The sequence below is a fragment of the Nocardiopsis sp. CNR-923 genome (assembly GCF_001942255.1).
Taxonomy (GTDB): Bacteria; Actinomycetota; Actinomycetes; order Streptosporangiales; family Streptosporangiaceae; genus Nocardiopsis.
This window is the reverse complement of sequence record NZ_MKKC01000111.1, coordinates 1-24,159: the sequence shown is the minus strand read 5'-3', so window position 1 is coordinate 24,159 and position 24,159 is coordinate 1. Positions and strand designations below refer to the sequence as shown.

At 71.7% G+C, this 24,159-nt stretch carries 16 protein-coding genes and 6 pseudogenes; 16 read left to right on the top strand and 6 right to left on the bottom strand.

Annotation, left to right across the window (positions count from 1 at the left end; all coding sequences use genetic code 11):
* Positions 1 to 262: 262 nt before the first annotated feature.
* Entirely contained in the window at positions 263 to 1,591 is a 1,329-nt protein-coding gene (locus BJF83_RS20325; RefSeq protein WP_075927571.1) for a HAMP domain-containing sensor histidine kinase, read from the bottom strand.
* A complete protein-coding gene (locus BJF83_RS20320; RefSeq protein WP_075927570.1) occupies positions 1,588 to 2,283 on the bottom strand; it encodes a response regulator transcription factor in 696 nt (231 codons plus the stop codon). Before BJF83_RS20320 ends, BJF83_RS20325 begins: the two co-directional genes overlap by 4 nt.
* A 258-nt stretch (positions 2,284 to 2,541) precedes the next feature.
* Between BJF83_RS20320 and BJF83_RS20315 the strand changes: the two are divergent.
* From BJF83_RS20315 to BJF83_RS20280, 10 genes and pseudogenes are all read left to right on the top strand, one after another.
* Positions 2,542 to 3,737, top strand: a pseudogene (locus BJF83_RS20315) (ABC transporter ATP-binding protein).
* 12 nt (positions 3,738 to 3,749) lie between these two features.
* A pseudogene (locus tag BJF83_RS29720) lies at positions 3,750 to 4,223 on the top strand (ABC transporter substrate-binding protein); the annotation flags it as partial.
* Positions 4,224 to 4,354: 131 nt separating this feature from the next.
* Positions 4,355 to 4,735: a hypothetical protein gene (locus BJF83_RS29715; protein WP_262391711.1), complete on the top strand. Its 381-nt coding sequence runs from the start codon at positions 4,355 to 4,357 to the stop codon at positions 4,733 to 4,735.
* Complete coding sequence (locus BJF83_RS29710) at positions 4,702 to 5,067, top strand: hypothetical protein (RefSeq protein ID WP_262391710.1); 366 nt, start codon at positions 4,702 to 4,704, stop codon at positions 5,065 to 5,067. Before BJF83_RS29715 ends, BJF83_RS29710 begins: the two co-directional genes overlap by 34 nt.
* Before the next feature lie 25 nt (positions 5,068 to 5,092).
* On the top strand, positions 5,093 to 6,469 hold the full coding sequence (locus BJF83_RS20305; RefSeq protein ID WP_075927569.1) for an ABC transporter permease subunit: 1,377 nt from the start codon (positions 5,093 to 5,095) through the stop codon (positions 6,467 to 6,469).
* The gene (locus BJF83_RS20300) at positions 6,466 to 7,377 is read left to right on the top strand and encodes a carbohydrate ABC transporter permease (protein WP_075927568.1); all 912 of its coding nucleotides are present in this window, start codon (positions 6,466 to 6,468) and stop codon (positions 7,375 to 7,377) included. The genes BJF83_RS20305 and BJF83_RS20300 overlap by 4 nt, the downstream gene beginning before the upstream one ends.
* Positions 7,378 to 7,547: 170 nt before the next feature.
* Positions 7,548 to 8,624 (top strand): SbcC/MukB-like Walker B domain-containing protein, encoded by a 1,077-nt coding sequence (locus BJF83_RS20295; RefSeq protein ID WP_316042324.1) that lies wholly within the window; start codon positions 7,548 to 7,550, stop codon positions 8,622 to 8,624.
* Between the two features lie 298 nt (positions 8,625 to 8,922).
* Complete coding sequence (locus tag BJF83_RS20290; protein WP_075927567.1) at positions 8,923 to 10,683, top strand: serine/threonine-protein kinase; 1,761 nt, start codon at positions 8,923 to 8,925, stop codon at positions 10,681 to 10,683.
* Positions 10,680 to 10,880, top strand: coding sequence for a hypothetical protein (locus tag BJF83_RS20285; protein WP_075927566.1), 201 nt, complete (start codon positions 10,680 to 10,682; stop codon positions 10,878 to 10,880). Before BJF83_RS20290 ends, BJF83_RS20285 begins: the two co-directional genes overlap by 4 nt.
* 154 nt (positions 10,881 to 11,034) lie before the next feature.
* A pseudogene (locus BJF83_RS20280) lies at positions 11,035 to 12,005 on the top strand (bile acid:sodium symporter family protein).
* Positions 12,006 to 12,033: 28 nt separating this feature from the next.
* Here BJF83_RS20280 and xylB read toward each other — a convergent pair.
* Together xylB and BJF83_RS20270 are read right to left on the bottom strand one after the other, a co-directional pair.
* A pseudogene (xylB, locus tag BJF83_RS20275) lies at positions 12,034 to 13,418 on the bottom strand (xylulokinase).
* Between the two features lie 105 nt (positions 13,419 to 13,523).
* Positions 13,524 to 14,276: a hypothetical protein gene (locus BJF83_RS20270; protein WP_075927565.1), complete on the bottom strand. Its 753-nt coding sequence runs from the start codon at positions 14,274 to 14,276 to the stop codon at positions 13,524 to 13,526.
* Between the two features lie 380 nt (positions 14,277 to 14,656).
* Between BJF83_RS20270 and BJF83_RS20265 the strand changes: the two genes are divergently transcribed.
* Complete coding sequence (locus BJF83_RS20265; RefSeq protein WP_075927564.1) at positions 14,657 to 15,547, top strand: NAD(P)-dependent oxidoreductase; 891 nt, start codon at positions 14,657 to 14,659, stop codon at positions 15,545 to 15,547.
* Positions 15,548 to 15,801: 254 nt separating this feature from the next.
* Here BJF83_RS20265 and BJF83_RS20260 read toward each other — a convergent pair whose 3' ends face one another.
* Together BJF83_RS20260 and BJF83_RS20255 are read right to left on the bottom strand one after the other, a co-directional pair.
* Positions 15,802 to 16,509 (bottom strand): phosphoribosyltransferase, encoded by a 708-nt coding sequence (locus BJF83_RS20260; RefSeq protein WP_262391709.1) that lies wholly within the window; start codon positions 16,507 to 16,509, stop codon positions 15,802 to 15,804.
* 18 nt (positions 16,510 to 16,527) lie between these two features.
* The gene (locus BJF83_RS20255) at positions 16,528 to 18,387 is read right to left on the bottom strand and encodes a DNA/RNA non-specific endonuclease (protein WP_075927563.1); all 1,860 of its coding nucleotides are present in this window, start codon (positions 18,385 to 18,387) and stop codon (positions 16,528 to 16,530) included.
* 181 nt (positions 18,388 to 18,568) lie between these two features.
* Between BJF83_RS20255 and BJF83_RS20250 the strand changes: the two genes are divergently transcribed.
* The 5 genes and pseudogenes from BJF83_RS20250 (at position 18,569) to BJF83_RS20230 (ending at position 23,823) form a co-directional block, all read left to right on the top strand.
* Positions 18,569 to 19,165, top strand: coding sequence for a PadR family transcriptional regulator (locus BJF83_RS20250; RefSeq protein ID WP_083678627.1), 597 nt, complete (start codon positions 18,569 to 18,571; stop codon positions 19,163 to 19,165).
* Complete coding sequence (locus tag BJF83_RS20245; protein WP_075927562.1) at positions 19,152 to 19,784, top strand: GyrI-like domain-containing protein; 633 nt, start codon at positions 19,152 to 19,154, stop codon at positions 19,782 to 19,784. The genes BJF83_RS20250 and BJF83_RS20245 overlap by 14 nt, the downstream gene beginning before the upstream one ends.
* A gap of 147 nt (positions 19,785 to 19,931) precedes the next feature.
* Positions 19,932 to 21,108 (top strand): annotated as a pseudogene (locus BJF83_RS20240) (anhydro-N-acetylmuramic acid kinase).
* A 33-nt stretch (positions 21,109 to 21,141) separates the two neighbouring features.
* Positions 21,142 to 22,660, top strand: a pseudogene (locus tag BJF83_RS20235) (sodium:solute symporter).
* A gap of 197 nt (positions 22,661 to 22,857) precedes the next feature.
* Positions 22,858 to 23,823: a glycine betaine ABC transporter substrate-binding protein gene (locus BJF83_RS20230; protein ID WP_083678626.1), complete on the top strand. Its 966-nt coding sequence runs from the start codon at positions 22,858 to 22,860 to the stop codon at positions 23,821 to 23,823.
* Positions 23,824 to 24,159: the final 336 nt, after the last annotated feature.

Sequence of the window (24,159 nt, the reverse complement as noted above, 5' to 3'; positions counted from 1 at the left end):
CGCCCAGCTGTTGGACCGGTGTGCCTGAGCCGGTTCGGCCCGCGCTGTGGTTCGGCCCGCGCTGTGGTTCGCCCGCGCTGTGGTTCGCCCGCGCTGCGGGCCGGGCGCGGGCCGAACCAGCTAACCAGCGGGTAGGGTGCGGGTCGAGCGGGCCCGGACCCTCGATTTGGTGGGGGCGCGGATCTGTGCGGGGCTTGGGGCGGGTGTTCGCCGGACCGTCCACCCCCCGTTCCTGGGGGCGGGGGGTGTCATCACGTCGGAATCACGCCCCCCGGTGCAACCGCCACGCCCGGGGCTGGTCCTGACCGTGCGGGACACCCAGCTCGGCGAAGCGCGACCGCACCCGCGCGCCGCCGAGCTTCCCGCGCTCCAGATGGATGGTGCCGCCGGTCGTCTCCACCGCGTGCCGCACGATGTCCAGGCCGATCCCGGTCGATCCGCCGCCGCTCGTGCCGCGCCGCAGCGCCCCGACCGGATCGGCGAAGCCGGGACCCGCGTCCTCCACGATCAACGTCACCCACCCCGCGTGGCACACCACCGTGACCGCGAACGGGCCGCCCGCCGGGGTGTACCGGAACACGTTGCCGACCAACGCGTCCAGCACCGCGGCGCAGTCCTCGCGCGGCAGTCCGACCCGTGCGGGCGTCTGGGGAAGGCGCACCTCCACGTCACGGCCCTGGTCTGAGGCGAGCAGGGACCAGAACCCCATCCGGTCGCGGACCGCCTCCGCCAGATCGCACTCCCGCGGCCCCGCGTCGTTTGCCGGACGCACGTTGCGGATGATGTCGTCGACGTCCTGCTCCAGGGCGCCGACCGCCTCTCGGATGCGGTCCCCCTCCGGTCCCGGCAGGGCCTCGGCGTCCAGCCGCAGGGCGGTCAGCGGGGTGCGCAGCCGGTGCGAGACGTCGGCGGCCATCTCACGCTCCCGGTCCAGGAGCCCCTGGACGCGGTCGCCGATGGCGTTGATCGACTCGCCCAGCACCACCAGGTCCCGGGGGCCGCGCACACGGACGCGGGCGTTCAGCCTGCCCTCACCGATGGCGACGGCCGTTCCGGCCAACGCGCCCAGGGCGAGTCTGGCCGGGCGGCTGAGCCGGTCGACGAGCGCCACCGCGCCCACGACCGACAGCGCCGCCACCAGGACCAGGACCGCCACGGTCCGGCCGAGCTCCGCCGCCACCTCCCCTCGGGGCACGTACACCTCGACGGCGGCCTCGCCCTCCGCCGGGGTGGGCGCCGGGAACAGGTAGGCGGTACCGCCCTCCGCCCGCACCGCGTAGGGCTCCCCGGAGCGCACGCTCTCCCGGGCGTCCTCGGGCGGGGCGTGGCTGGCGCCGACCGTCGTCCCGTCCGGCAGGTGGACCGCCAGGTGGCCCCGCTCCCCGGCCGCGGTGGCCGCCACCGCCGCGCGCAGCACGTCGGGGTCCGCGCCGGCGGCGACCACCGCCGCCACGACGTCGGACTGGGTGCGCACCCGAGCCTCGGTCCGGGCGAGGGCGTCGTTCCAGCCCCAGACCGCGGTCACCGCGACCATCACCCCGGCCACCAGGACGGTGGCCAGGGTGACGGCTCGCGCCAGCAGGGACCTCACTCGGGTTCCACCAGCTTGAGTCCCACGCCGCGCACCGTGCGCAGGTAACGGGGCCGGCTCGCGCTCTCCCCGAGCTTGCGGCGCAGCCAGGACATGTGCACGTCGATGGTCTGGTCGTGCCCCACGAAGGGGTGCTCGTGCCAGACCGCCTCGACCAGCTCCCGGCGGCTCACCACCCGGCCGACGTGCTCGGCGAGGTAGGCCAGCAGGTCGAACTCGCGTCGCGACAACTCCAGGGGCCGTCCGGCCAGCGCCGCCTGACGCGTGGTGAGACTGATGGTCAATTCCCCGACGGTCAGATCACCCGGGTCGGACGAGCCCGTCGAAGACCGCGACGACCGGCGCAGCAGCGCGTTCATACGGGCCGCCAACTGGGCGCTGGAGAAGGGTTTGACCACGTAGTCGTCGGCGCCGTCGTTGAGCAGGCGCACGATCGACGGCTCGTCGCCGCGCGCCGTCGCCACGATCACCGGCACGTCGCTGTGTCCCCGGAGCATGCGCAGCGCGGCGGCTCCGTCCAGGTCGGGCAGGCCGAGGTCCAAGATGACCAGGTCCGGTTCGTGCTCCGCGGTCTGCCGCAGCGCGTCCAGCGCCGTGCCGACCGGATACACGACATGTCCCTGGCCGCGCAACGCCCGCACGAGGGCGTCGCGCACCCTCTGGTCGTCCTCGACCAGTAACACCGTTGCCATGCGAACACGTTAACCGGACATGAACCGCGACACGAGGCCCAGATCACCTCCGAACTGGATGAACGCCACAGGTGAGGGGGCGCGTCAGGAGTCCTTAAGTCGAACGAGACGTTGTGTTAAGGCGGCCTTAGGGTGTGTCGGACTACGGTCGGTTCACATCGCCGGTGAGTGGCCCGCGTCACAGGACGCGAAGGCCCTACGCGCACCGGCCCCGGACTGGCAAAGGGTGCGCACCCGCACCCGTCCCTCGGAGGTGTCGTGGCAGAAATCGTCATCGAAGGCCTGGGCAAGGTCTACACGGACGGAACCCGAGCCGTCAACGACCTCTCACTCGACATCCAGGACGGCGAGTTCCTGGTGCTGGTCGGCCCCTCCGGGTGCGGCAAGACCACCGCGCTGCGCATGGTCGCCGGCCTGGAACGGATCAGTGAGGGCACCATCCGCATCGGCGAGCGCGTCGTCAACTCGGTGCCCGCCCGCGACCGCGACGTGGCCATGGTCTTCCAGTCCTACGCGCTGTACCCGCACCTGAACATCTACGAGAACATCGCGTTCGGCCTCCGGCTGCGCAAGCTCCCCAAGGACGAGATCGACCGGCGGGTGCGCGAGGTCGCGCGGGTGCTGGAACTGGAGGAGCACCTGGACCGCAAGCCGGGCAACCTGTCCGGCGGCCAGCGCCAACGCGTGGCCATGGGGCGCGCCATCGTCCGCGAGCCCCGCGCGTTCCTCATGGACGAGCCGCTGTCCAACCTCGACGCCAAGCTCCGGGTGCAGATGCGGGCCCAGATCGCGCGGATCCAGCGCGACCTCGGCGTCACCACCGTCTACGTCACCCACGACCAGACCGAGGCCATGACCCTCGCGACCGCGTGGCCGTGATGAAGCGGGGGGTCCTCCAGCAGGTGGGGCCGCCCCAGGAGCTCTACGACCACCCCCGCAACCTGTTCGTCGCCGGTTTCGTGGGGTCGCCGGGCATGAACCTCATCGGCGCGAAGCTCGTCCGCGAGGACGACCGGTTCCGCGTCCGGGTGGGCAGCCAGGTCCTCGACCTGCCCGACAGCCTCCTGCACCGCCGTCCCGCACTGCGGGCCTACGAGGACAGGAACGTCGTCCTGGGCATCCGGCCCGAGGACATGGAGGACGCCGAGATCGTCGGCGCCAGCCAGAACGCCACCCTCACCTCGGTCGCCGACCTGGTCGAGGCGATGGGATCGGACGTGCTCGTGCACTTCCCCCTGGACGCCGCCCCCGTCGTCACCGAGGACACCCGCGAACTCGCCCGGGACACGGGCGCCGACGAGGCCGCGACCGCTCCGGAGACCGGTGTGGTCCTGGTCGGGCGGTTCAGCCCCCGCACCCACGTCTTCGAGGGCCAGACCATCACCGTCGCCGTCGACACCGAACGGCTCCAGTTCTTCGACCCGACCACGGGTACGTCGATCTACGACTCCTGAGGAGCATCCCCTATGACCACGCACACTCCCCGTCCCCGTCCCCGTCCCACGGCCACGGCCGCCGCGCTGCTCGCCCTCGGCCTCACGGCCACCGCCTGCGGCGGCGGCACCGACGCCTCCGACGACCTGGAGGGCACCACGCTGGAGGTCGTCGGCCTCTGGTCGGGCGCCGAACTGGAGTCCTTCGAGCAGGTCCTGAGCCTGTTCGAGGAGCAGACCGGAGCCACCGTCGAGTACAGCGGGGCCGGAGACGACCTCCAGACCGTCCTGCAGACGCGGATCCAGGGCGGCGACGCGCCCGACGTCGCGCTCATCCCGCAGGCCGGCCTCATCCAGCAGTTCGCGGAGGAGGGCGCGCTCACCCCCCTCGACGACGACGTCGCCGCGGCCCTCGACGAGAACATGGCCGGGGCCTGGACGGACATCGGCTCGGTGGACGGCACCCCCTACGGCGTCTACCTCAAGGTCGCCAACAAGTCCCTGGTCTGGTACAACGAACCCCTCTTCGCCGAGACCGGCGCCGCGCCCCCGCAGAACTGGGAGACTTCGTCACCCTGGCGGAGGACCTCTCCGACGTCGGCGTCGATCCGCTGTCCGTCGCCGGAGCCGACGGCTGGGTGCTCACCGACTGGTTCGAGAACGTCTACCTCCAGACGGCGGGACCTGAAATGTACGACCAGCTCGCCGCGCACGAGATCCCGTGGACCGACCCCAGCGTCGGGGTCGCGCTGGAGACCCTCGCCGAGGTGTGGGGCCAGGAGCGGCTGCTCGCCGGCGGCACCGAGGGCACCCTGCAGACCGACTTCCCGACGTCGGTGGTCAACGTGTTCAGCGACGACCCCGACGCCGCCATGGTCGTGGGGGCCGACTTCGTCGCCAGCGTCGTCTCCGACAGCACCAACGCCACGGTGGGCGGCGACGCCACATCTTCTCCTTCCCCCACGTCGCGGGCGACGAGGGCTCCGTGGTCGTCGCGGGCGACGCCGCCGTCGCGATGAACGACGACGCGGCCACCATGGAACTGCTGCGCTTCCTCGCCAGCCCCGAGGCGGCCGGGGTGTGGGCCGCCCGTGGCGGGTTCCTCTCTCCCAACCGCCACCTGACCGCCGACGACTACGCGGACCCGCTCACCGGCCAGGTCGCCGAGCAGATCGTGTCCGCGGGCGACAGCGTCCGCTTCGACCTGTCCGACCTGCAGCCCGCCGCCTTCGGCGCGACCGTCGGCGACGGCATGTGGCAGACCCTCCAGGACTTCATGGCCGACCCCTCCGACGTTGAGGCGACGATGGAGCGCCTGGAGGCCGAGGCCGCCCAGGCCCACGGCGAGTGACGCCCGGCACCGAGAGAGACCGCAGATGACCACTGCTGACCAGACGCCCCCCGCCGGTGCGACCGACACCGGCGGGGGCGCGCCCCCGCCCACCGCTCCCGCACCCCACGACGACCGCGTGCCCTGGCCGCGCCGCCTGTTCGGCCCGGCGACCCTCTTCCTCCTGCCCGCCCTGCTCCTGCTCGCCGTCTTCCTCGCCTACCCGGCCGGGTACTCGGTGGTGCGCAGCCTCCTCGACGGTTCGGGGACGCGCTTCGTCGGGTTGGACAACTACACGCGCATGTTCACCGACGACCGCATCCTCACCGCGATCCGCAACACCGGGATCTGGGTGCTGGTCGCCCCCGCGCTGGTCACAGGCCTGGGACTGATCCTCGCGGTGCTCACCGAACGCATCCGGTGGGCGACGGCGTTCCGCGTGCTTCTCTTCATGCCGATGGCCATCTCGCTGTTCGCCTCCGGCGTCATCTTCCGGCTGGTCTACGACGAGGACCCCGACCGCGGGGTCGTCAACGCGGCCGTGGTGACCGTCCACGACGTGTTCGCCGCACCCTCGGAGTACCCCGGGGCGCGCCCGCGCGAGGAGATCGCGACCGACGACGCGGCCCGGGGCGGGTTCACCACGGTCGCCACGCACTCCCCGGGGGACGGCGTCGCCCTGCCGCTGGTCGGCGTGCGCCCCACGGACCTGCCCGAACAGGCCGCGGCCCCGACCCTGCCCGAGGGCGCCGCCGGCCAGATCCAGGGGGTCGTGTGGTTGGACGCCGCCCTCGGCGGAGAGCCCGGCGGCATCGACGACGGGGAGAACGGCATGCCGCGGGTGGGCGTCGAGGCGGTTCGCGACGGCGCGGTGGTCGCGCGCGCGACCACCGGGGACGACGGCCGGTTCACCCTGAGCGGGCTCGACGAGGGCGAGTACGCGATCCACCTGTCCGCCAGCAACTTCACCGAGCCCTTCCGGGGCCTCACGTGGCTGGGCCCGACCCTGGTCACACCCGTGATCATCTCCTCGTGGGTGTGGATCATGACCGGGTTCGCCATCACCTTCATCGCCGCCGGACTGGCCGCCATCCCCCGGGACGCCCTGGAGGCGGCGCGGGTCGACGGCGCCACCGAGTGGCAGGTCTTCCGCAAGGTCACCGTCCCCCTGCTCGGGCCGCTCCTGCTGGTGGTGTTCGTGACCCTGGTGATCAACGTGCTGAAGATCTTCGACCTGGTCTTCGTCATCGCCCCCGGGTCGGTGCAGGCGGACGCCAGTGTGATCGCCCTGCAGATGTGGCAGGTCTCCTTCGGGGCGGGGGGCGACCAGGGGCTCGGCAGCGCCCTCGTGGTCTTCCTCCTGGTCCTGGTCCTGCCGATCGTGTACTTCAACATCCGACGATTCCGACGGGAGCGCCCGTGAGCACCACGAACACCAGGTCACCCTCCGTCGTGGAGGTGTCGGTCTCCGGAGCGCCCCGGCGCGGCGCGGTGTCCAGGCTGGTGGGCCGACTCGGATCGGGCGTCCTCCAGCTGGCCCTCGTCCTGGTGGCCCTGTTCTGGATGGTCCCCGTCCTGGGCCTGATGCTCGTGTCGTTGCGCTCGGAGGCGGCCAACACCAACAGCGGGTGGTGGACGGCTCTGCTACGGCCCACCGAGCTGACGCTGGACAACTACCGCGCCCTGGTGGGCAACGAGGCGATCACCCAGTCCTTCCTCAACACCGTCTACATCTCGGTGCCCTCGACGGTCCTGGTCGTCGGCATCGGGGCGCTGGCCGCGTACGCGCTGGTGTGGATGGACTTCCCTGGACGGGACTGGATCATGGTCGCCGTGGTCGGGCTGCTCGTCCTGCCGATCCAGGCGGCGCTGATCCCCATCTCACAGCTCTACGGCGCGATGGGCGTGTTCGGGTCGATCACCGGGGTCGTCCTGTTCCACGTCGCGTTCGGCCTTCCCTTCGCGGTGTTCCTGCTGCGCAACTTCTTCGTGGGCATCCCCAGGGACCTGCTGGAGGCGGCGCGCATGGACGGCGCGAGCGAGTGGCGCATCTTCCGCGGGGTCGTCCTGCCGGTCGCGCGCCCGGCGCTGGCCTCGCTCGCGGTGTTCCAGTTCCTGTGGGTGTGGAACGACATGCTGGTCGCCCTGGTGTTCACCAGTCCGGAGTCGGCGCCCCTGACCGTGGCCCTGCGCTCCCAGCTGCGCCAGTTCGGCACCAACGTCGACCTGCTGGCCTCGGGTGCCTTCCTGTCCATGCTCGTTCCGCTGCTGGTGTTCTTCGCCTTCCAGCGGTACTTCGTCCAGGGGGTCTTCGCCGGTTCCACCAAGTAGGGGCCGCTGCGGCCGGCCGGGGACCGCGGCCGCGCCCGCCGCGTGTGATCCGCGACGCGCAACCAGCGGTCACGCGGCGCTGTGATAATGGCCGGGGCCCGTCCGCGGTCCAGGGGGACGGGTCGCGGTGGGGGCCGCGGCCGGACGGGCGGGTGGAACGGGGATGACGGGTGGCTGAGCGCACGGCGCTGGATCTGGACGCGCTCGCGGTCAGCGACCGCTTCCAGCTGTTCAACTTCACCCGGCGCGACGACCACATCACCTACCTGTGGATCCTGCGGGCCATGGACCGGCTGCGCGAGGTCCACCAGGTGCAGGTCGGCGCCGAGGACGTCGCCGCCGCCCTGCGCTCCCTCGCCGACCGAGTCGAGGAGCAGGGCGCGCTCCTCCAGGAGGAGGAGCACCGGGTCCTGGAGGACGAACTGCTCGGCGGCATCGCCCAGCAGATCCACGAACGCGTCCGCGACGCCCGTGACCTGGTCCGCGACATGGACCGCGACACCCGCGCCCGCCCCATGTCCTCCGGTACGCGCATCGGCATCCGGTGGGTGCGCGACGAGTCCCTCACTGACCGGCAGCGGCTGGCCACCCAGCTGGTCAAGCGCGACGAGGCGGGGCTCGGGCCCTCGGGCCTGGCCGAACTGCGCGCGGTGCTGCGCGACATGATCCGCGACCACCACGCCGCCCACCCGCGCGCCAGCTACAAGCAGGTCCTGGCCGCCGTCCTGGACTACCGCGCCTGGTACCGGTTCGAGCTGCGCCTGGCCGTCCCGGGCCAGGAGGAGGTCCGGCTCACCCGCAACAAGCACGAGCAGATGTCGGGCGGCGAGAAGTCCGCGGCGATCCACCTGCCGCTGTTCGCCGCGGCCAACGCGCTGTACTCCTCGGCCGCCCCGACCTGTCCGCGCGTGGTCGCCCTGGACGAGGCGTTCGCGGGGATCGACGACCGCTACAAGCCCGAGCTCATGGGCCTGACCGTCACCTTCGACCTGGACATGTTCATGACCGGGCACGACCTGTGGGTGCACTACGACACCGTGCCCATGGCCGCCCACTACGACATGCACCACGACAAGGGGGCGCACACGGTCTCGGCGCTGCTCATGCTGTGGGACGGGGAGCAGACGGTCGACGCCGACGCCGGGTTCTCCGGCAACGAGGAGCTGGCCGCCGAACTCCTGGGGATCACGCCCAGCCGGTTCGTGCCCCAGTCCACGGCGGGGACCCTCCTGGCGGAGGCCGGGTGAACCTCGACCGCTTCCGGGAGCCCCGGTAGGGAGGCTCACCGGCGCCGCGCGGGATCTCGCGCTCTACGCGCCTTCCGCGACCCACCCCTCGCCGGTATGGCCTCATTCGGCCAACTTTCGACGGGCGGAGTGGCGGTCCGGTTACATTCGCGGAATGGCCCTCATCGCCGTTGGTCTGAACCCCGTGGTGGTCCCGCAACCTGTCCTCCGGCCGCACACGGAGCCCTCCTCCTACCGGAATCGCTGGTCACAGCGGCTGTGAGAACCCCCGACAGCCTCGGACTTGGAGAACCGCCCCATGGAACTGCTAGGTGCTAACGATCCCAGAGAAATCGGCGGCTACCGACTGATCGCCGAGCTGGGAGAAGGAGGCATGGGCCGCGTCCTGCTCGCAGCCGGAGAGAACGGGGAACTGGTCGCTCTCAAGTTGGTGCTTCCGCACCTGTTGCGTGACGAGGAGTTTCGCTACCGGTTCCGTCGCGAGGTCCTGACCTCGCGGGAAGCCGCGTCAGGACCCTACACCGCGGCCGTGGTGGACGCCGACGAGGACGCCCGGCAGCCGTGGCTGGCGTCGGAGTTCTTCTACGGCCCCACCCTGGCCGAGGTTCTGGACTCCCACGGCCCCCTCGACGAGCGCGCCACGCTGTACCTGGCGAGGGGCCTGGCGGCCGCACTCGCACAGATCCATGGAATCGAGGTGCTCCACCGGGACATCAAACCGTCCAACGTTCTGTTGACCGAGGACGGGGTGCGACTGATCGACTTCGGTATCGCCCGAGCCCCGGGGACCCGCGGAGACATCACGCTCACCGCGACCGGCGCGATGATCGGAGCGCCCTCCTACATGTCGCCCGAACAGATCACCGGCGCCGAGCTGACGCCGAAGAGCGACATCTTCTCCCTGGGCACCACCCTGATCACCGCGTACACCGGCACGAACCCCTTCGACACCGACACCCCCTTCCAGACCATGAGCAAGGTGGTGGCCGCCGCCCCTGACCTCGGTGCGTTTCCGGCCCGGCTGCGCGGGATCATCGAGCCCTGTCTACGGACGGACCCCGAGAGACGCCCCACCGCGCGGGCCCTGTCGGAACTCCTCGGAGAGGTTCCGCGCGGCGACGACCTGTGGCCTCAGGGCGTGCGTGACCTGGACCGGCGACAGCGGAGCGAGGTGTCTGCCCTGGTCCGCGAGCGCGGACACACCGCCACCGTCCGTGCGTCTGACAAGCGGGTGGTCTTCGACCTAGGCGATGAGGCGTCTCAGGAGGCGGGGCCTCGGGAGCCCGCAGGGCAGGAGAAGACGCCACAGGAACCCGCCGACATGGAGATCGAGGTTCCGGTCGGGCCCTTCGGCAATGTGTTGACGACGCTGAAAGTCCCGGCCGGCGTGGCCGCCGCCGTGCTGCTTGCCGCCGTCGGATTCACCGCCTTGGCCGATGACGCCGACAGGGAGGCTTCCAGCTCCAGCGAGGACGTGAGTGTCACCACCCCTGTCACCGACGACACGGATCCCCCCGGCGCCAGCGGAGGCGGAAGCGGTCTCGGGACGGAAGAGCCCGAACCCGAACCCGAGCCCGATCCGATCGCCGACGCCGGTGTCGGCGACTGCTTCCACGACTACGGCAGCGCGAACGTCCCGGATCTCGAACCGGCGCCGTTATGCGGCAGCGGGACGTTCGAGGTGGTCGACGTCTTCCACCGCACCACCGACCTGGACCGGTGCGACGATGTGGACCGAGTCACCACCAGCGTCTCCTCGGCGGCCAACGAGATGGTGCTCTGTCTGAGCTACGTCCACTCGTTCGGGGAGGCCTACCACGCAGAGCCGGGGGAGTGCGTCTTCGGCCCGGAGGACGACTCCTCGCCGTGGAACATCGTCGACTGCGGGACAGGGGTGTTCCAGGTCCTGGAGCGCATCCCGCGCGAGGATGACATGGACCGGTGCACGGAGTCGACCTACTACAACCATGCTTTCTCGTTCACCACCTCCGAGGACTACCTGGATGTCGTGCTGTGCCTGTCGATGACCTACCCGAGTGACATCGCTACGCCTCGGTGAACGACTGCCTGTGGATGACCGGCAGCGAGACGGACAGGGACTTCGAGTTCTCCGCGTGCGATCGCGCGAACGTCTACGTGACCGGACTGACGGGTGAGTACGGTGCCGCGGGCTTCTGCGGCAACGACGGTCGGAGCACGTGGCGGAGCAACGAGTTCGCGGCTCACGCCTACACGGTCTGCTGGAGGTACCTGTGAGTCGCCCGCGCCGATGACGGATGAGGCGAGCCCGCCCGCCGGGCCGGGCGGCCCCGGGGTCTACGCTGGCCGATGCGGTGTCGACCCCTCGGGGCGGCAACTGCCCGGGGACCGGTACCCGCCGCCCCGGGACACCCCACGGGAAAGTCGCCTCATGTCCGTCATCTCACGCGCCGCCGACGCCGTCGGCCGCTGGTTCGCCGTCCTGGTCCTGGCCGGAGGGGCCCTCGGACTCCTCGCGCCCGACGCGACCTCGGCCGTCACACCCCACATCCCCCTTCTCCTCGGCGTCGTCATGTTCGGGATGGGCCTCACCCTGCGCCCGGTCGACTTCGCCGTCGTCGCCCGGCACCCCAAGGCGGTGGCCCTGGGCGTGCTCGCCCAGTACACGGTGATGCCCCTGCTCGGCTTCGGGATCGCCCACCTGCTCGACCTGCCGCCGCTGCTCGTGGTGGGCATGGTCCTGGTCGGAGCCTCTCCGGGAGGCACCGCGTCCAATGTCATCGTCTACCTGGCGCGCGGCGACGTGGCGCTGTCGGTCGCGATGACCTCGGTGTCGACGCTGCTGGCCCCGGTGCTCACACCGCTGATCGTGCTGGGGCTGGCCGGGTCGACGCTGCCCGTCGACGCGGGCGCCTCTTCCTGTCGATCCTGAAGATGGTGCTGCTGCCGATCCTGGCGGGACTGGTGCTGCGCCGGTTCGCGGACCGGGCGGTCACCGCCGCCCTTCCGGCGCTGCCGCTTGTGTCGGTCACCGGGATCGTGGTCGTGGTCGCCGGGGTGGTGGGCGCCAACGCGGACACCGTCCTGGGCACGGGCCCGCTGGTCGCGCTGGCCGTGGTGCTGCACAACGCCCTGGGGCTGGGCCTGGGTTACCTGGCCGGCCGGATCGGCGGCGTGTCGGAGAGCGGTCGCCGCGCGGTCGGCGTCGAGGTCGGCATGCAGAACTCGGGTCTGGCCGCCGCCCTGGCCACCGCGCACTTCGCGCCGTTGGCCGCACTGCCGGGAGCGCTGTTCTCCGTGTGGCACAACATGTCCGGCGCGGCCGTGGCCTCGTGGTGGGCCCGCCGCCCACCGGAGGACACGGCCACCCGATCGGAGGCGGACGTCACCGAGGGCGGGTGAGTGGCGTGCCCGAGCGACGGCGCCGCGCTCACACCCCGTGGACGGCCCTGCGGACGGCCGTGTACCGCTCACGCACCCGCGGCACCAGCGCGGGCTCCACCTCCGGACCGGCCTCGGCGGTGTCCCACTCCGGGGGCCGGTCGCCTTCGGTCAGGGCCCACGCCGCCTGTCGCGCCGCGCCGACGGCCACGTACTCCGCGGCGCGGGGCACGACCACCGGCGCGCCCAGGATCGTCGGCGCGATCGCCCGCACGGCGGCCGATCGGGCGCCTCCGCCCAGCAGCAGCACCCGGCGCACCGGAACACCGGTGTCGGTCAGCGCGGTCAGCCCGTCGGCCAGCCCGCACAGCATGCCCTCCACCGCCGCGCGCGCGACGTTCTCCGGCCGCATGGTGGACCGACGCAGGCCGTGCAGCGAACCGGTCGCCTCCGGCAGCACCGGAGTGCGCTCTCCGTCCAGGTAGGGCAGCAGGACCACGCCTCCCGCGCCCGGCTCGGCGGCCATGGCCAGCGCGTCCAGCCCGGCCAGGTCCACGCCCAGCATCGCGGCGGTGGCCGTGAGCACGCGCGCGGCGTTGAGGGTGCAGGCCAACGGGAGGAACCGACCGGTGGCGTCGGCGAATCCGGACACCGCGCCGGTGTGGTCGTGCGTGGCCTCGTCGTTGACCGCGAACACGGTTCCGCTGGTGCCCAGGGACAGCGCGGCGTCGCCCGTCCGCAGCCCCAGCCCCAGGGCCGCACCCATGTTGTCACCGGTGCCCGGGGCGACGAGAGCACCCGAGGGCGTGTGCCCGACGGTCTCCCGGGGGGACGCCACCCGGGGCACGGCGACCTCCCGACCGAACGCCCGTGCGAGCAGGTCGGTGCGGTAGCGGCCCTCCGACGGCGACCAGTAGCCGGTGCCCGACGCGTCACCGCGGTCGGTGGTCGGTTCGCCCCCGCCGCCCGTCAGCCGCCAGGTGAGCCAGTCGTGCGGGAGCATCACCCCCGCCACGCGCCCGGCGGCCTCGGGTTCGTGCTCGGCCAACCAGCGCAGCTTGGTGACGGTGAAGCTGGCCACGGGGACGCTGCCGACCGCGTCCGCCCACGCCTGTGAACCGCCGAGTTCGGTCACCAGGTCGTCGGCGGCCTCCGCGGAGCGCGGGTCGTTCCACAACAGGGCGGGGCGCACGACCTCGCCCTCGCCGTCCACGGTCACCATGCCGTGCTGCTGCCCGGCCACGGCCACCGCCGCCACGCCGTCGAGTAGGCCGGACGTGGCGTCGGTCAGCGCCGACCACCACGCACGGGGGTGGATCTCGGTTCCGTCGGGGTGCGGTGCGCGCGCCTCACGCACCACCGCACCGCTGTCGGCGTCGCAGACACGACCTTGCAGGACTGCGTCGAACTGTCGATTCCGGCGACCAGGGCCATGTGCGCTCCGGCGGTGAGGGGGTGGGGTGCGACGTCGTCGAGCCCGTGCTCGATGGCGAACGCGGGCAGCGCGGCGCCGTCTCCGGTTCCGCGCCCCGGCCGACGTCAGTGGTGCGCGTGCGGACGGCGCCGTCCCAGACTGCGGAAACCGCCCCTGTGCTCCTGGGCGGCCCGGGGGCGCGGGGCGGTGGGCCCGTCGCCCTCCTCCGTCCCGGACTCGGCGTCCGCCGCCATCCCAGCCCGCACGGCCGTCCACGCCAACGGCCAGAACGCCACGATTCCGGCGACGGCGATCACGTAGTAGGCGGCGAAGAACGGAAGCTCCGCGGCCAGGCCCATGACCACGAGCGCGACCGTCACCACGATCGTCATCGTCCTGCCCATGATCCCGGCGCGGAAGGTGCCCGCGGCGAACGCCAGAGCCCCCAACAGGAAGGCGACGGAGCCGCCCACCAACAGCGTCAGCGCCCATGGACGCACGGCCTCCACCAGGGCCAGCGGTGCGACCCCCGTCTGCGTCGCCGCCGCGGCGGTCAGGCGCATCCCCGCCGTCGCGGCGACGAGGACGCCACTCACGATCACCAGCGGGAAAGCGAAGAAGCTCCACAGCTGCTCGCCCGCGTCCCTCAAAAGGCCGCGCAGCCCCTGGAAGGCGAGGACGAACAGCGCCACGGCCCCGATCGTCGCCAGGTGCGCCGCGGCCCACCGGGTGGGGTCGGCCTCCACCGCCCGCGCCACCGTCTCCGGGCCAGGAGCGGCGCCCGCCAGGTAGGGGTGGTACAGGAACACGGCCAGGAAGACCACCGGGGCGACGGCCATGGCGGCCGCACGGAACCAGTTGTGCGTGAGCGTGGACATGCTGCCCACCTCCGGTGCGAGAACCGGCCCGGAGCCCGCGCGGCCCGGGCACAGACGGCTCCCCTCCACCCTACGACGAGGGATCCGCCCCGGTACAGGTGCTCGCGGGGCCCGCCGACGCCGGTTGGCCCCGCGCATCGCGGTGGCCGCGCGGCCGAGCCGTCTCACCGCCTCCTCGGCCAGCTCCGGCGGGAAGTCGGCCCTTCCGCGCAGCGGGACCAGTGGGAATTCGATCGCGCCCGTGCCATGACCCCTGGGGTGTGCGCCGCCGCCCTGAGCCGATCTGGAGCGGATCCGAAGGTTTCCGGGAGGAGGGGCGTGCATCGTTTGGGATGTCACCGCGGCCGGACCGACGGCCGCCAGCAACACGGGAGCAGCACATGAACACCCTTCCCACCGTCAGCGTTCTGGGCCTGGGCAACCTGGGCCGGGCCGTGGCCGAGCGGTTCCTCGACGCGGGGCACCCCGTCACCGTGTGGAACCGCTCGCCCGGCCGGGCCGAACGCCTGCGCGAGAGGGGGGCGGCCGTGGCGGCCGACCCCGAGACGGCGGTGGCCGCCTCCGAACTCGTCGTGACCGTTCTGCTCGACCACCCGGCGGTCCGGGAGGTGCTGGGCGGTGCGGCGGCCGAGCTGGAGGGACGCACCGTCCTGAACCTGTCGTCGGGCACCCCCGAGCAGGCGGGGGAGCTGGCGTCGTGGGTCACTGGACGTGGGGCCGCGTTCCTGGCGGGAGCGGTGCTGGCCGTGCCCCAGACCCTGGGTACCCCGGAGGCGTCAACCATGGTCAGCGGGGACGGGGAAGCCTTCGAGCGGTACCGCGCGGCGGTGGACCAATTGGGCGCCGTCCGGTACGCGGGTGCGGGGCCCGAGCTGGCGTCGGCCTACGACGTGGCGGTGCTCGCGGGGATGTACGGGATGTTCTCGGGGTTCTTCCAGTCCCTGGCCCTGGCCGAGGCCTCGGGTATCACGGCCGTCGAGGTCACCGAGCTGCTGGTCCCTTGGCTGAACGGCGCCGCCGCCGTGCTGCCGCACTTCGCCCTGGAGGCGGACGCCCGAGAGTACGCGACCGAGATGTCCAACGTGAACATCAACCGGGCCGGGCTGGCCTCGATCCTGGACAGCGGGCGGGCGCGCGGCGTCCCCGATGACCTGCTCGCGCCTTTGCTGGCCCGGCTCGACCGGCAGGCCGAGGACGGCCACGGTGAGGAGAGCCTGTCCCGGGTGGTGGAGACGTTCCGAGCGGGGACCGGGCGACCCCTCGGGTCCTGAGGGTCGCCAAGGGGCGTCGTCGCGCGCTCGGGAGCGCGGGCTCGGCGAGTGCACCCTCATAACGCACCGGGCAAGGCGCACCTACACGGGAGGCGGGCGTGGCGGGGCAGGGGTGCGAGCGGGATCCGGGCGGACCGTGTGGACGGCGACGCGACCGCCCAAGCCCTTCGCGACCCCGCCTCCGCGGCCGCCCGGGACGAACCGGTACGGCTCGGCCGCCTGACGGCCGCGCGGCTTGCTCCCGGGCGAGCGGGTCAGCCGGGATCGGTCCGGGCGGCGCGTCCCAGCAGCTCCACCACCTCGTGGTCCGGTGTCTGGGAGAACTCCTCGTACCACTCGCCGACCGCCTGGAAGAACTCCGGCTCCTGGAGGCACACGACCTCGTCGGCGACCCGGCGCAGTCCGGCGATCGAGTCGGGGGATCCGACCGGCACCGCGAGTATCACCCGGTCGGCGCCCTGGGCACGGGCCACCTGGCACGCGGCCCGTGCGGTCGCGCCGGTGGCGACTCCGTCGTCGACGACGACGGCCGTCCGGCCGGTCACCGGAACGCGGGACCGGTCACCGCGGAACCGCTCCACCCGCTCGTCCAGTTCGGCCCGCTCCCGCCGTCGCACCGACTCCAACACCGCGTCGCTGACGCCCGCGAAACGGACGACGCGCTCGTTGAGCACCCCTACGCCGCCCTCGCCGACGGCACCCATGGCCAGTTCGGGCTGGTGGGGGACGCCCAGCTTGCGAATCACGATCACGTCCAGCGGCGCGTGCAGCAGACGGGCCACCTCGAAGGCGACGGGCACGCCGCCGCGCGGCAAGCCCAGCACGACAACGTCCTCGTCGCCAGAGGCGCCCAGCCGCTTCCCCAGGCGCTGGGCCAGACGCCGCCCGGCGTCGACACGATCGTGGAACACCGTCATCGCTTCCTCGGTCCGGGCGTACTCGCTCGCGTCGCCTCCCCGCACGACCCCGTGGCGGGTCCGTCAGCCCCACCGGATCTCGGACAGGTCGCCCAGGGGCGTGCGCTCAGCCAACGCCTCGGGCACGACCAACGTCTCCGCCTCGTGCAGCGGGTCCGGGAACCGGAGGCGGCAGCGCTCCTCCACCTCGCCCAGGGAGACCTGGAACACACGGAACTCGTCCAGTTCCAGGGCCTCCAGCTGGTCGAGGTTCTGTGTCAGCAGGAACGCCGCGGTCCTGAGCTCGCCGTGGTGGGAGAAGGCGATGACCTTCCAGTACTCGCGCGGAATCCGGATACCGCGGTACATGCGGTCGTCGCTGTGGAAGACCGGCCCCGCGAACACGCTCACCCTCAGGTCGTCCACCTCGACGTCGGCGAACACGGCGTCCTCCAGCCGCCCCCAGAGCCCGCCCCGGCTGCTCTGGTTGAAGTCGTCCATCTGCGGCGCGATGTTGGTGTAGAAGAACGAGTCCACGTTGGCCTTCCCGGCCTCGGCCGGGCTTCCCCAGAGCAGGTCGGCCCGGCGCGCCAGGTGCCCCCGGTCGAGCCGGTTGGCCTGGTACAGTTCGTTGCCGATCTGGGCCTCGTCCGGGATCCGCGGGTCCCGGGTGAACGGGATCCCGCTGCGGTCGAGCTTCTTGAGGGAGCCGCCGTCGATGTTCCAGGCCGCCCAGAAGGCGAAGCGGCGCGACCTGCTCAGCGCCAGGGAGAAGTGCGTGTAGGCGATGGCGTCCGCGCCCCGGAGCCGGAACAGGTCCTGCTCGACCCTGGGGCCGAGCCGAGGGGCCGGCACACGCGCCCTCAGGAAGTTCGGGTCGTACCCCTCCAGGGCCTCCACCGCCTCGGGAACGGGTGGCCGCAGGGTGATCCCCAGTTCCTCGAAGACCTTGAGCGGGAAGCAGGCGAGCGCGTGCTCGTCCGGCTCGTCCCTGCTCTCACCGGCGAAGTGGAGCCCGGCCAGGACATTGCCCGGTCTGCCCTCGGAGTCCTTGAACATCCACACCGAGCCCGAGTCGCCCGGCAGACTGATCTCTCCGTCCTCGGGAGGGTCGTCGGGGTCGACACCGATCTCGAAGCAGAGGACGGACCGGGCCCCCGCCCCCGGATAGTGGATCTGGGCGAGCTTGAAGGGGCTGCGGACCACCCCGTGCGTCACACCGGTCGTACGGCCGCTCTTGACCACCCTGTCGCCGATCTCCGGCTCGCCCAGTTCCTCCGGGGCGACTCCGAGGCCGAGGATGTCCGCGTCGAAGCGGCGGTCCTCGACGGTGGCGATCGCGCAGTCGCCCGCGAACCCCAGGTGGGAGCGCTCCAGCCTGCCCAGCCGGTTGCGGTCGGTGTGCGGGTCGTCGGCCCTGCCCGGTTGCACGACGTCCTCGCCCGACTCTCCGTCCGCCCCGTGCAGGACGTGCCAGTTGCTCAGGATGAAGGGCGTGCCGTCGTGCTTGTCGAAGACCACGCAGCCGATGGTGCCCGCCGAGCCCTTGGCGTGTCCCACGCTCACGCCCGGCAGTGCCGGGTCGAGGCGCTTGTGGCGGATGGTGCTCTCGGCCTCGGCCACGACCCGGAACTGCGGCACGTAGCTGCGCTGGAGCACGTCTGTGGGCACCTCGACGCCGTCCACGACGATCGACTCCGGGAGCTTCTTCGTGCCCAGCGCCTCCAACTGCTCCGGTCGGGCCTTGGTGTCGACGGTGAACTGGAGCGCGATCCGCCCCTCGGGCCGATCGCTGCTCGACGTGCGGGCGATGCCGATGGACGACACGTTCGGATCGCTCAGGTAGTCCTCGCCGTGCGCTCGGATGAACCTCTTGAGGGAGGCGATGAGTTCGTCCTGGTCGGGGGCGCTCCTGGGTGACGTGTCCTTGTTCTCGGTAGCCATGGAAGGGTCTCCTCAGCGGAACCGATGGACGGGATGCGGTGGGAACTCCTGCCCGCCGCCCTCAGACTAACTCCGGCAAAACCTTACATTCCACCCAAAAAGGGTATAAGTGAGTCAGTGTCTCACCGGGTTGCGGAGCGGCGCGTTCGGCGCACAAGTATTCTAGTACTAGAGTAAGCGCATGGCCGACGACCTGACGCCCGCCGAGCTGACCCTGCTCGGCCTGCTCGTGGAGAAGCCGAGACACGGCTACGAACTGGACGAGATCATCGACGCCAGGGGCATCCGCGAGTGGACCGAGATCGGCTTCAGCTCGATCTACTACCTCCTGACCCGACTCCGCGAACGCGGCCTGATCGCCGAGGTCGGCACGTCGCCGACCGCGCGCGGCAAGGCTCGCCGGGTGTACGGGCCGACGGCCGAGGGGCGTCGGGCGTGCGCGCGGTCGGCCGAGGCCGCGGTGGCCGAACTCCGGCCGGTCTTCCCGCCGGTCCTGGTCGGCCTGGCCAATCAACCGGTCATCGCCCCCGACCGCCTCCGGGACGCGCTCGACCGGCGGGCCGCGGCCCTGGCGGAGAGGATCGCGGCGGTCGGCGCGGCTCGCGACGCGCAACCCGACGTTCCCGGTTTCGTCCGCGCCCTCTTCGACTACACGCTGGGCCAACTGGAGGCCGAACAGCGGTGGTTGGCGGCCTACCGGGCCGACCTGGCCGCCCCCCGCGGCCACTCTCATGACACACCCCCCGACAGGAAGGCACCGGGCCATGACGCGCTATGACGTCAAACGAGAACTCAAGCAGTGCTACGCGCCGAAGAACACCGACTGGGCCCTGGTCGAGGTGCCCGCGCAGAGGTTCCTCGCGGTCGAGGGCAGCGGCGTCCCGAGCTTCGACGCCGACTACGGCCGTGCGGTCGAAGCGCTCTACGCCGTCGCCTACACACTCAAATTCACCAGCAGACGCGAACTCGACCGGGACTTCGTCGTCGGGCCGCTGGAGGGGCTGTGGTGGGCCGAGGACCCGGAGGTGTTCGTCACCCGGGACAAGGACGCCTGGTCCTGGCGCATGCTCATCAGCCAGCCCGACTGGATCACCGGGGACCTCGTCGAGGAGGCCAGGCAGGCCGCGCTGGCGAAGAAGGGCCTTCCCGCGATCGCCGACGTCCGCCACGAGACCCTGCACGAGGGCACCAGCGCCCAGGTCCTGCACGTCGGCTCCTATGACGACGAGGGTCCCGTCCTGGCCAGGCTCCACCACGAGTACCTCGCCGCCCACGGCCTGTGCATGACCGGGCATCACCACGAGGTCTACCTGAGCGACCCGCGCCGGACCGACCCCGCCCGGCTGAGGACCGTCCTCCGGCAACCCGTGCGGGCGGTGCGTCCACACCGCGGGTGAGGGGATTGACGCGTCGGCCAGATGCGGTGTAACGCTGAGTGGTCCGATGACGGAGGTGAGGATGGACCTCGAACGCGTGCGCGAGCTCCCGTCGTCCAGCGGTCGGGGACGCGCGTCTCGGCCGTGTGCGCGCCGGTCCTCGGACCCATGATCGTCGTGGGGCTGTCCTCGGGCACCTCGGCGGACGGCATCGACGTCGCCGCGGCGCGCCTGAGTCAGGACGGCCCACTGGTGCGCCTGGCGCCGCTGGGCCACCGCATCCTTCCCTACCCGGCCGAACTGCGCCGCGCCATCCGCGACGCCCTGCCCCCGGCCACGACGACCCTGGAGGCCGTCTGCCGACTCGACACCCGCATCGGGCAGGCGTTCGCGCAGGCGGCCCGCCGCGGGATCGACGAACTCGCCCAAGGCGCGGCCGACCTCGTCTCCTCGCACGGCCAGACCCTCTTCCACTGGGTCGACGGCGGCGCGGTGCGCGGAACCCTGCAACTCGGCCAACCCGCGTGGATCGCCGAGGCCACCGGCCTTCCGGTCGTGTCCGACCCGCGTGCCGCCGACGTGGCCGCGGGCGGACAGGGCGCGCCCCTGGCCAGCCTCCTGGACGTCCTCCTGCTGGGCGGGCGCGCGGAACCGGTCGCCGCACTGAACCTCGGCGGCATCGCCAACGCCACGGTGGTCCGGCCCGGATCCCCTCCGACGGCGTTCGACACCGGACCGGCCAACGCCCTGATCGACGCGGCCGTGCGCCGCATCACCGGTGGGCGCGCGGACGTCGACACCGACGGTGCGCTGGCTCGTTCCGGCCGTCCGGACCGCGCCTTGCTGGAGCATCTGCTCGCGGAGCCGTACTACCGCATGGCCCCGCCGAAGACCACCGGGGTCGAGCTGTTCGGCCCCGCCCACCTGGACGCGGCGCTGCGGCGCGTCGCCGAGCCAGACCCCGGCGACCTGATGGCCACCCTGGTCGAGCTCACCGCCGTCACCGTGGCGGACGCTGCGGCCCCACCGGGTGGCCGAGGTGCTCGCCTCCGGCGGCGGCGTGCGCAACCCCGCGCTCATGGAACGGATCCGCGACCGGATCCTCCCGGCACGGCTCGGCACATACGACGACCTCGGCCTGGCGGGCGAGGCGAAGGAGGCCTACCTCTTCGCTCTGATCGGCTTCCTCGCCTGGCACGGGCTGCCCGGTTCCGTGCCCGCCTGCACAGGTGCCCGTCGGGCGCCCGTCGCCGGGCGCATCACCCCGGGTCACCTTCCGCTCGACCTGCCCGAACCAGCGACCACCGTTCCCCGAAGCCTGCGCGTCGTCGCGTCGGACGCGTGACCCAACGGCACACCTCACCCCCGGAGGCCCGCAGTGCAACCACTCGATCTCGCGGTCATCGCGGCGTACCTGGCGGGCTCGGCGTGGCTCGGCCTGAGACTGTCGGGACGGCAGCGCGACACGACCGACTACTTCATCGGCGGCCGACGGCTGCCTGGTGGGCGGTGTGCCTGTCGGTGGTGGCCACCGAGACCAGCGCCCTGACCGTGATCAGCGTCCCCGGCGTGGCCTACCTGGGCGATCTCACCTTCCTCCAGGTGGCGGTGGGCTACCTGGTCGGGCGCGTGGTCGTCGCCTTCGTGCTCCTTCCCCGGTACCACCGGGGGGAGATGACCACCGCCTACGCCTACCTCGGCCGGCGCTTCGGTCGCGGCATGCAGGGAACGGCGTCGGTGGCGTTCCTGTTCACCCGCCTGCTCGCCGACGGGGTGCGCCTGTTCGCGGCGGCCATCCCCATGCGGATCGTCCTGGGCCACTACGGGGTGGACCTGTCCTACTTCGCGATCATCGCCCTGTTGGCGTGCGTCACGGTGCTGTACACCCTCATCGGGGGTATCCGGGCAGTGGTCTGGGTGGACGTGGCGCAGATGGGGTTGTACGTCGTCGGCGGTGTCACCGCGCTGGTCGTCATCACCAGCGGCCTGGACGTAAACTTCCTCGCCGCCGCCGCAGACGAGGGCAAGACCCGGTTCCTCGACCTCACGTCGAACCCGGTCTCCGCTCCCTACGCGACGGTCACCGCGGTTCTGGGCGGCGCCCTGCTGTCCACCGCCTCGCACGGCGCCGACCAGATCATCGTGCAGCGACTGCTCGGGTGCCGTACCGTGCGCGACGCCCAAAAGGCCGTGATCGGCAGCGGCGTCGTGGTGTTCCTCCAGTTCGCCCTCTTCCTCACCGTGGGCCTGGCGCTGTTCTCCTACTTCGACGGGGCCTCGGTCGACCGGCTCGGCCTCAGCGGCTCCGACGAGGTGTTCCCGACGTTCATCGTCGAGGGGATGCCCGCCGGTCTGTCCGGCCTGCTGCTCGCCGGGATCATGCGTCGGCGATGAGCACACTGTCCTCGTCTCTGTCGGCGCTGTCCTCCTCGACCATGGCCGACCTGTACGAGCGGTTCAGCAGCCGCGAGCTCACCGACGCCCAGGGCCTGCGCCTGGGTCGGCTCTTCACCCTCGGGTGGGGACTGGTGTTCATCGGCGCGGCCGCGGTGTTCACCGGCACCGACAACCCGGTCGTCGAACTGGGCCTGTCCGTGGCCAGCCTGACCTACGGCGGCCTGCTTGGCTCGTTCCTCCTGGGCCTGTGGGTGCGCCGGGCACGCCAGACCGACGCCCTGGTCGCCTTCTGCGCGGCCGTGGCGACCATGGCCTGGCTGTTCCTGTTCGAGCGCGACCTGGTCGGGTTCACCTGGTACACGGCCATCGGCGTGTCCGTCGTGCTCGGCCTGGGCTCCCTGCTCTCGCTGCGTCACCGCGGACCGGCCGCCGCGACCGGGACCCGCGCGGACGGGGACGTCTCCGAGGGCGCCCTGGAGGGCGGTGGGGAACGGCACTGACGGGCGCGCCGCCGCGCGCGGTCCCGCGTACCGATGATTCCCGGTTTCGTCGGAGTGCGCTGCGAGTCATTAATTGACTGCGGTTCGGCGGAGCGCCATAATGAAATTAATCCTGAGGGTGGATAACATCATCCTCGGTCGTCGAATTCGATAATTGGGCGGAATGATTTCGGCGACCCGGGGAAAGGATCGCACTGATGCGCAGTCGACTGAGTATGACCGCGTCCGCTCTCTGTGCTTCGAGTCTGCTGTTGCTCACGGCCTGCGGTGGCTGGCAGGGATTTGAGCCGGGTGGTCCCGAAGGGGATGAGATCCGGCTGCTCCAGCAGCCGTGGGAGGACCTGATCGTGGAGAACGAGATCGTTCGGCAGGTCCTTGAGGACAACGGGTACCGGGTGAGCGTCCAGGAGGTCGCCCTGCCCTACGGTGCGCAGGCACTCGCCGACGGCGGCCTCGACGCCTACCTCGGGCACTGGTGGCCGACCCAGGAGTCGGTGTTCGAGGAGCATCTGGAAGCCGGGGACGTCGAGGTCACGGGCACACTGCTGACGGGCACGACGTACGGGCCCGCGGTTCCCCGGTACGTCGCCGACGAGCACGGCGTGCTTTCCATGGCGGACCTGGCCGGGAACCGGGAACTGTTCGACGGCGAACTGATCGGAATCGAGGCCGGCACCTCGGGAAACCAGCACATCCTCGACGCGATCGAGAGCGACGCGTACGGGCTCGGCGGGTGGGAACTCGTGCAGTCGAGCAGCGCCGCCATGCTGACCGAACTCGAACGCCGCGCGGACGCCGCGGATCCGGTCGTGATCCTGGGTTGGCGGCCGCACTGGATGAACGACGCATGGGACCTCGTCTACCTCCAGGACCCGCGGGGCGAATGGCCCGGCGCCGGAGAGATCCGCGTTCTCACGCGTGAGGGGTTCGGGGACGACGCCCCGAACGTCGAACGTTTCCTCTCCCAGATGGAGGTCGACGCCGCGACCGTGTCCGAATGGACCGCTCAGATCAGCCGGGAGAAGGTACCCGTGGAAACGGTGGCGCGGGACTGGATCGAGCGCAACACCCACCGGGTCGACGCGTGGCTGGAGGGAGTCGAGACCGCAGACGGCCAGCCCGCGGAGCCTCTCGGCGCGCGTCTTCCGCCTCTCAGCCAGTGACGCCGAATTCCGACACGCTATCCGATTATCCGATGTGGTCTGTCTGTTCATGAGGATCCGGGCTGCGGCCTCACTCCGGACTTGCCGCCGTCGACGACCGCCAGCCCCCCGGGGGGCGGCCCGACCAGACAGTGCCGCGGTGGCCCCAGCGGGCGCTCCTGGGCGCGGTCAGGTCGGACCACCAGCCCGGTGGTGACCGGTGAGGGGTCTTCCTCTGTCTGGTCGGGCACTGACGTGGCACTAGGTCCTGTCTGGAGTTCGAATTATGGACGCGGTGCGATGCTGCGGAGCCAGAGCATCGCACCGCATAGGTGCAGCCCGGCCTCGTAGCTCTCC

Coding starts and splice junctions, on each gene's coding strand:
- BJF83_RS20270 (WP_075927565.1), bottom strand. CDS start 14,276: ATGTCCACGCTCACGCACAACTGGTTCCGTGCGGCCGCCATGGCCGTC.
- BJF83_RS20250 (WP_083678627.1), top strand. CDS start 18,569: ATGGCCGACGACCTGACGCCCGCCGAGCTGACCCTGCTCGGCCTGCTC.
- BJF83_RS20305 (WP_075927569.1), top strand. CDS start 5,093: ATGACCACTGCTGACCAGACGCCCCCCGCCGGTGCGACCGACACCGGC.
- BJF83_RS20290 (WP_075927567.1), top strand. CDS start 8,923: ATGGAACTGCTAGGTGCTAACGATCCCAGAGAAATCGGCGGCTACCGA.
- BJF83_RS20245 (WP_075927562.1), top strand. CDS start 19,152: ATGACGCGCTATGACGTCAAACGAGAACTCAAGCAGTGCTACGCGCCG.
- BJF83_RS20230 (WP_083678626.1), top strand. CDS start 22,858: ATGCGCAGTCGACTGAGTATGACCGCGTCCGCTCTCTGTGCTTCGAGT.
- BJF83_RS20265 (WP_075927564.1), top strand. CDS start 14,657: ATGAACACCCTTCCCACCGTCAGCGTTCTGGGCCTGGGCAACCTGGGC.
- BJF83_RS20255 (WP_075927563.1), bottom strand. CDS start 18,387: ATGGCTACCGAGAACAAGGACACGTCACCCAGGAGCGCCCCCGACCAG.
- BJF83_RS20320 (WP_075927570.1), bottom strand. CDS start 2,283: ATGGCAACGGTGTTACTGGTCGAGGACGACCAGAGGGTGCGCGACGCC.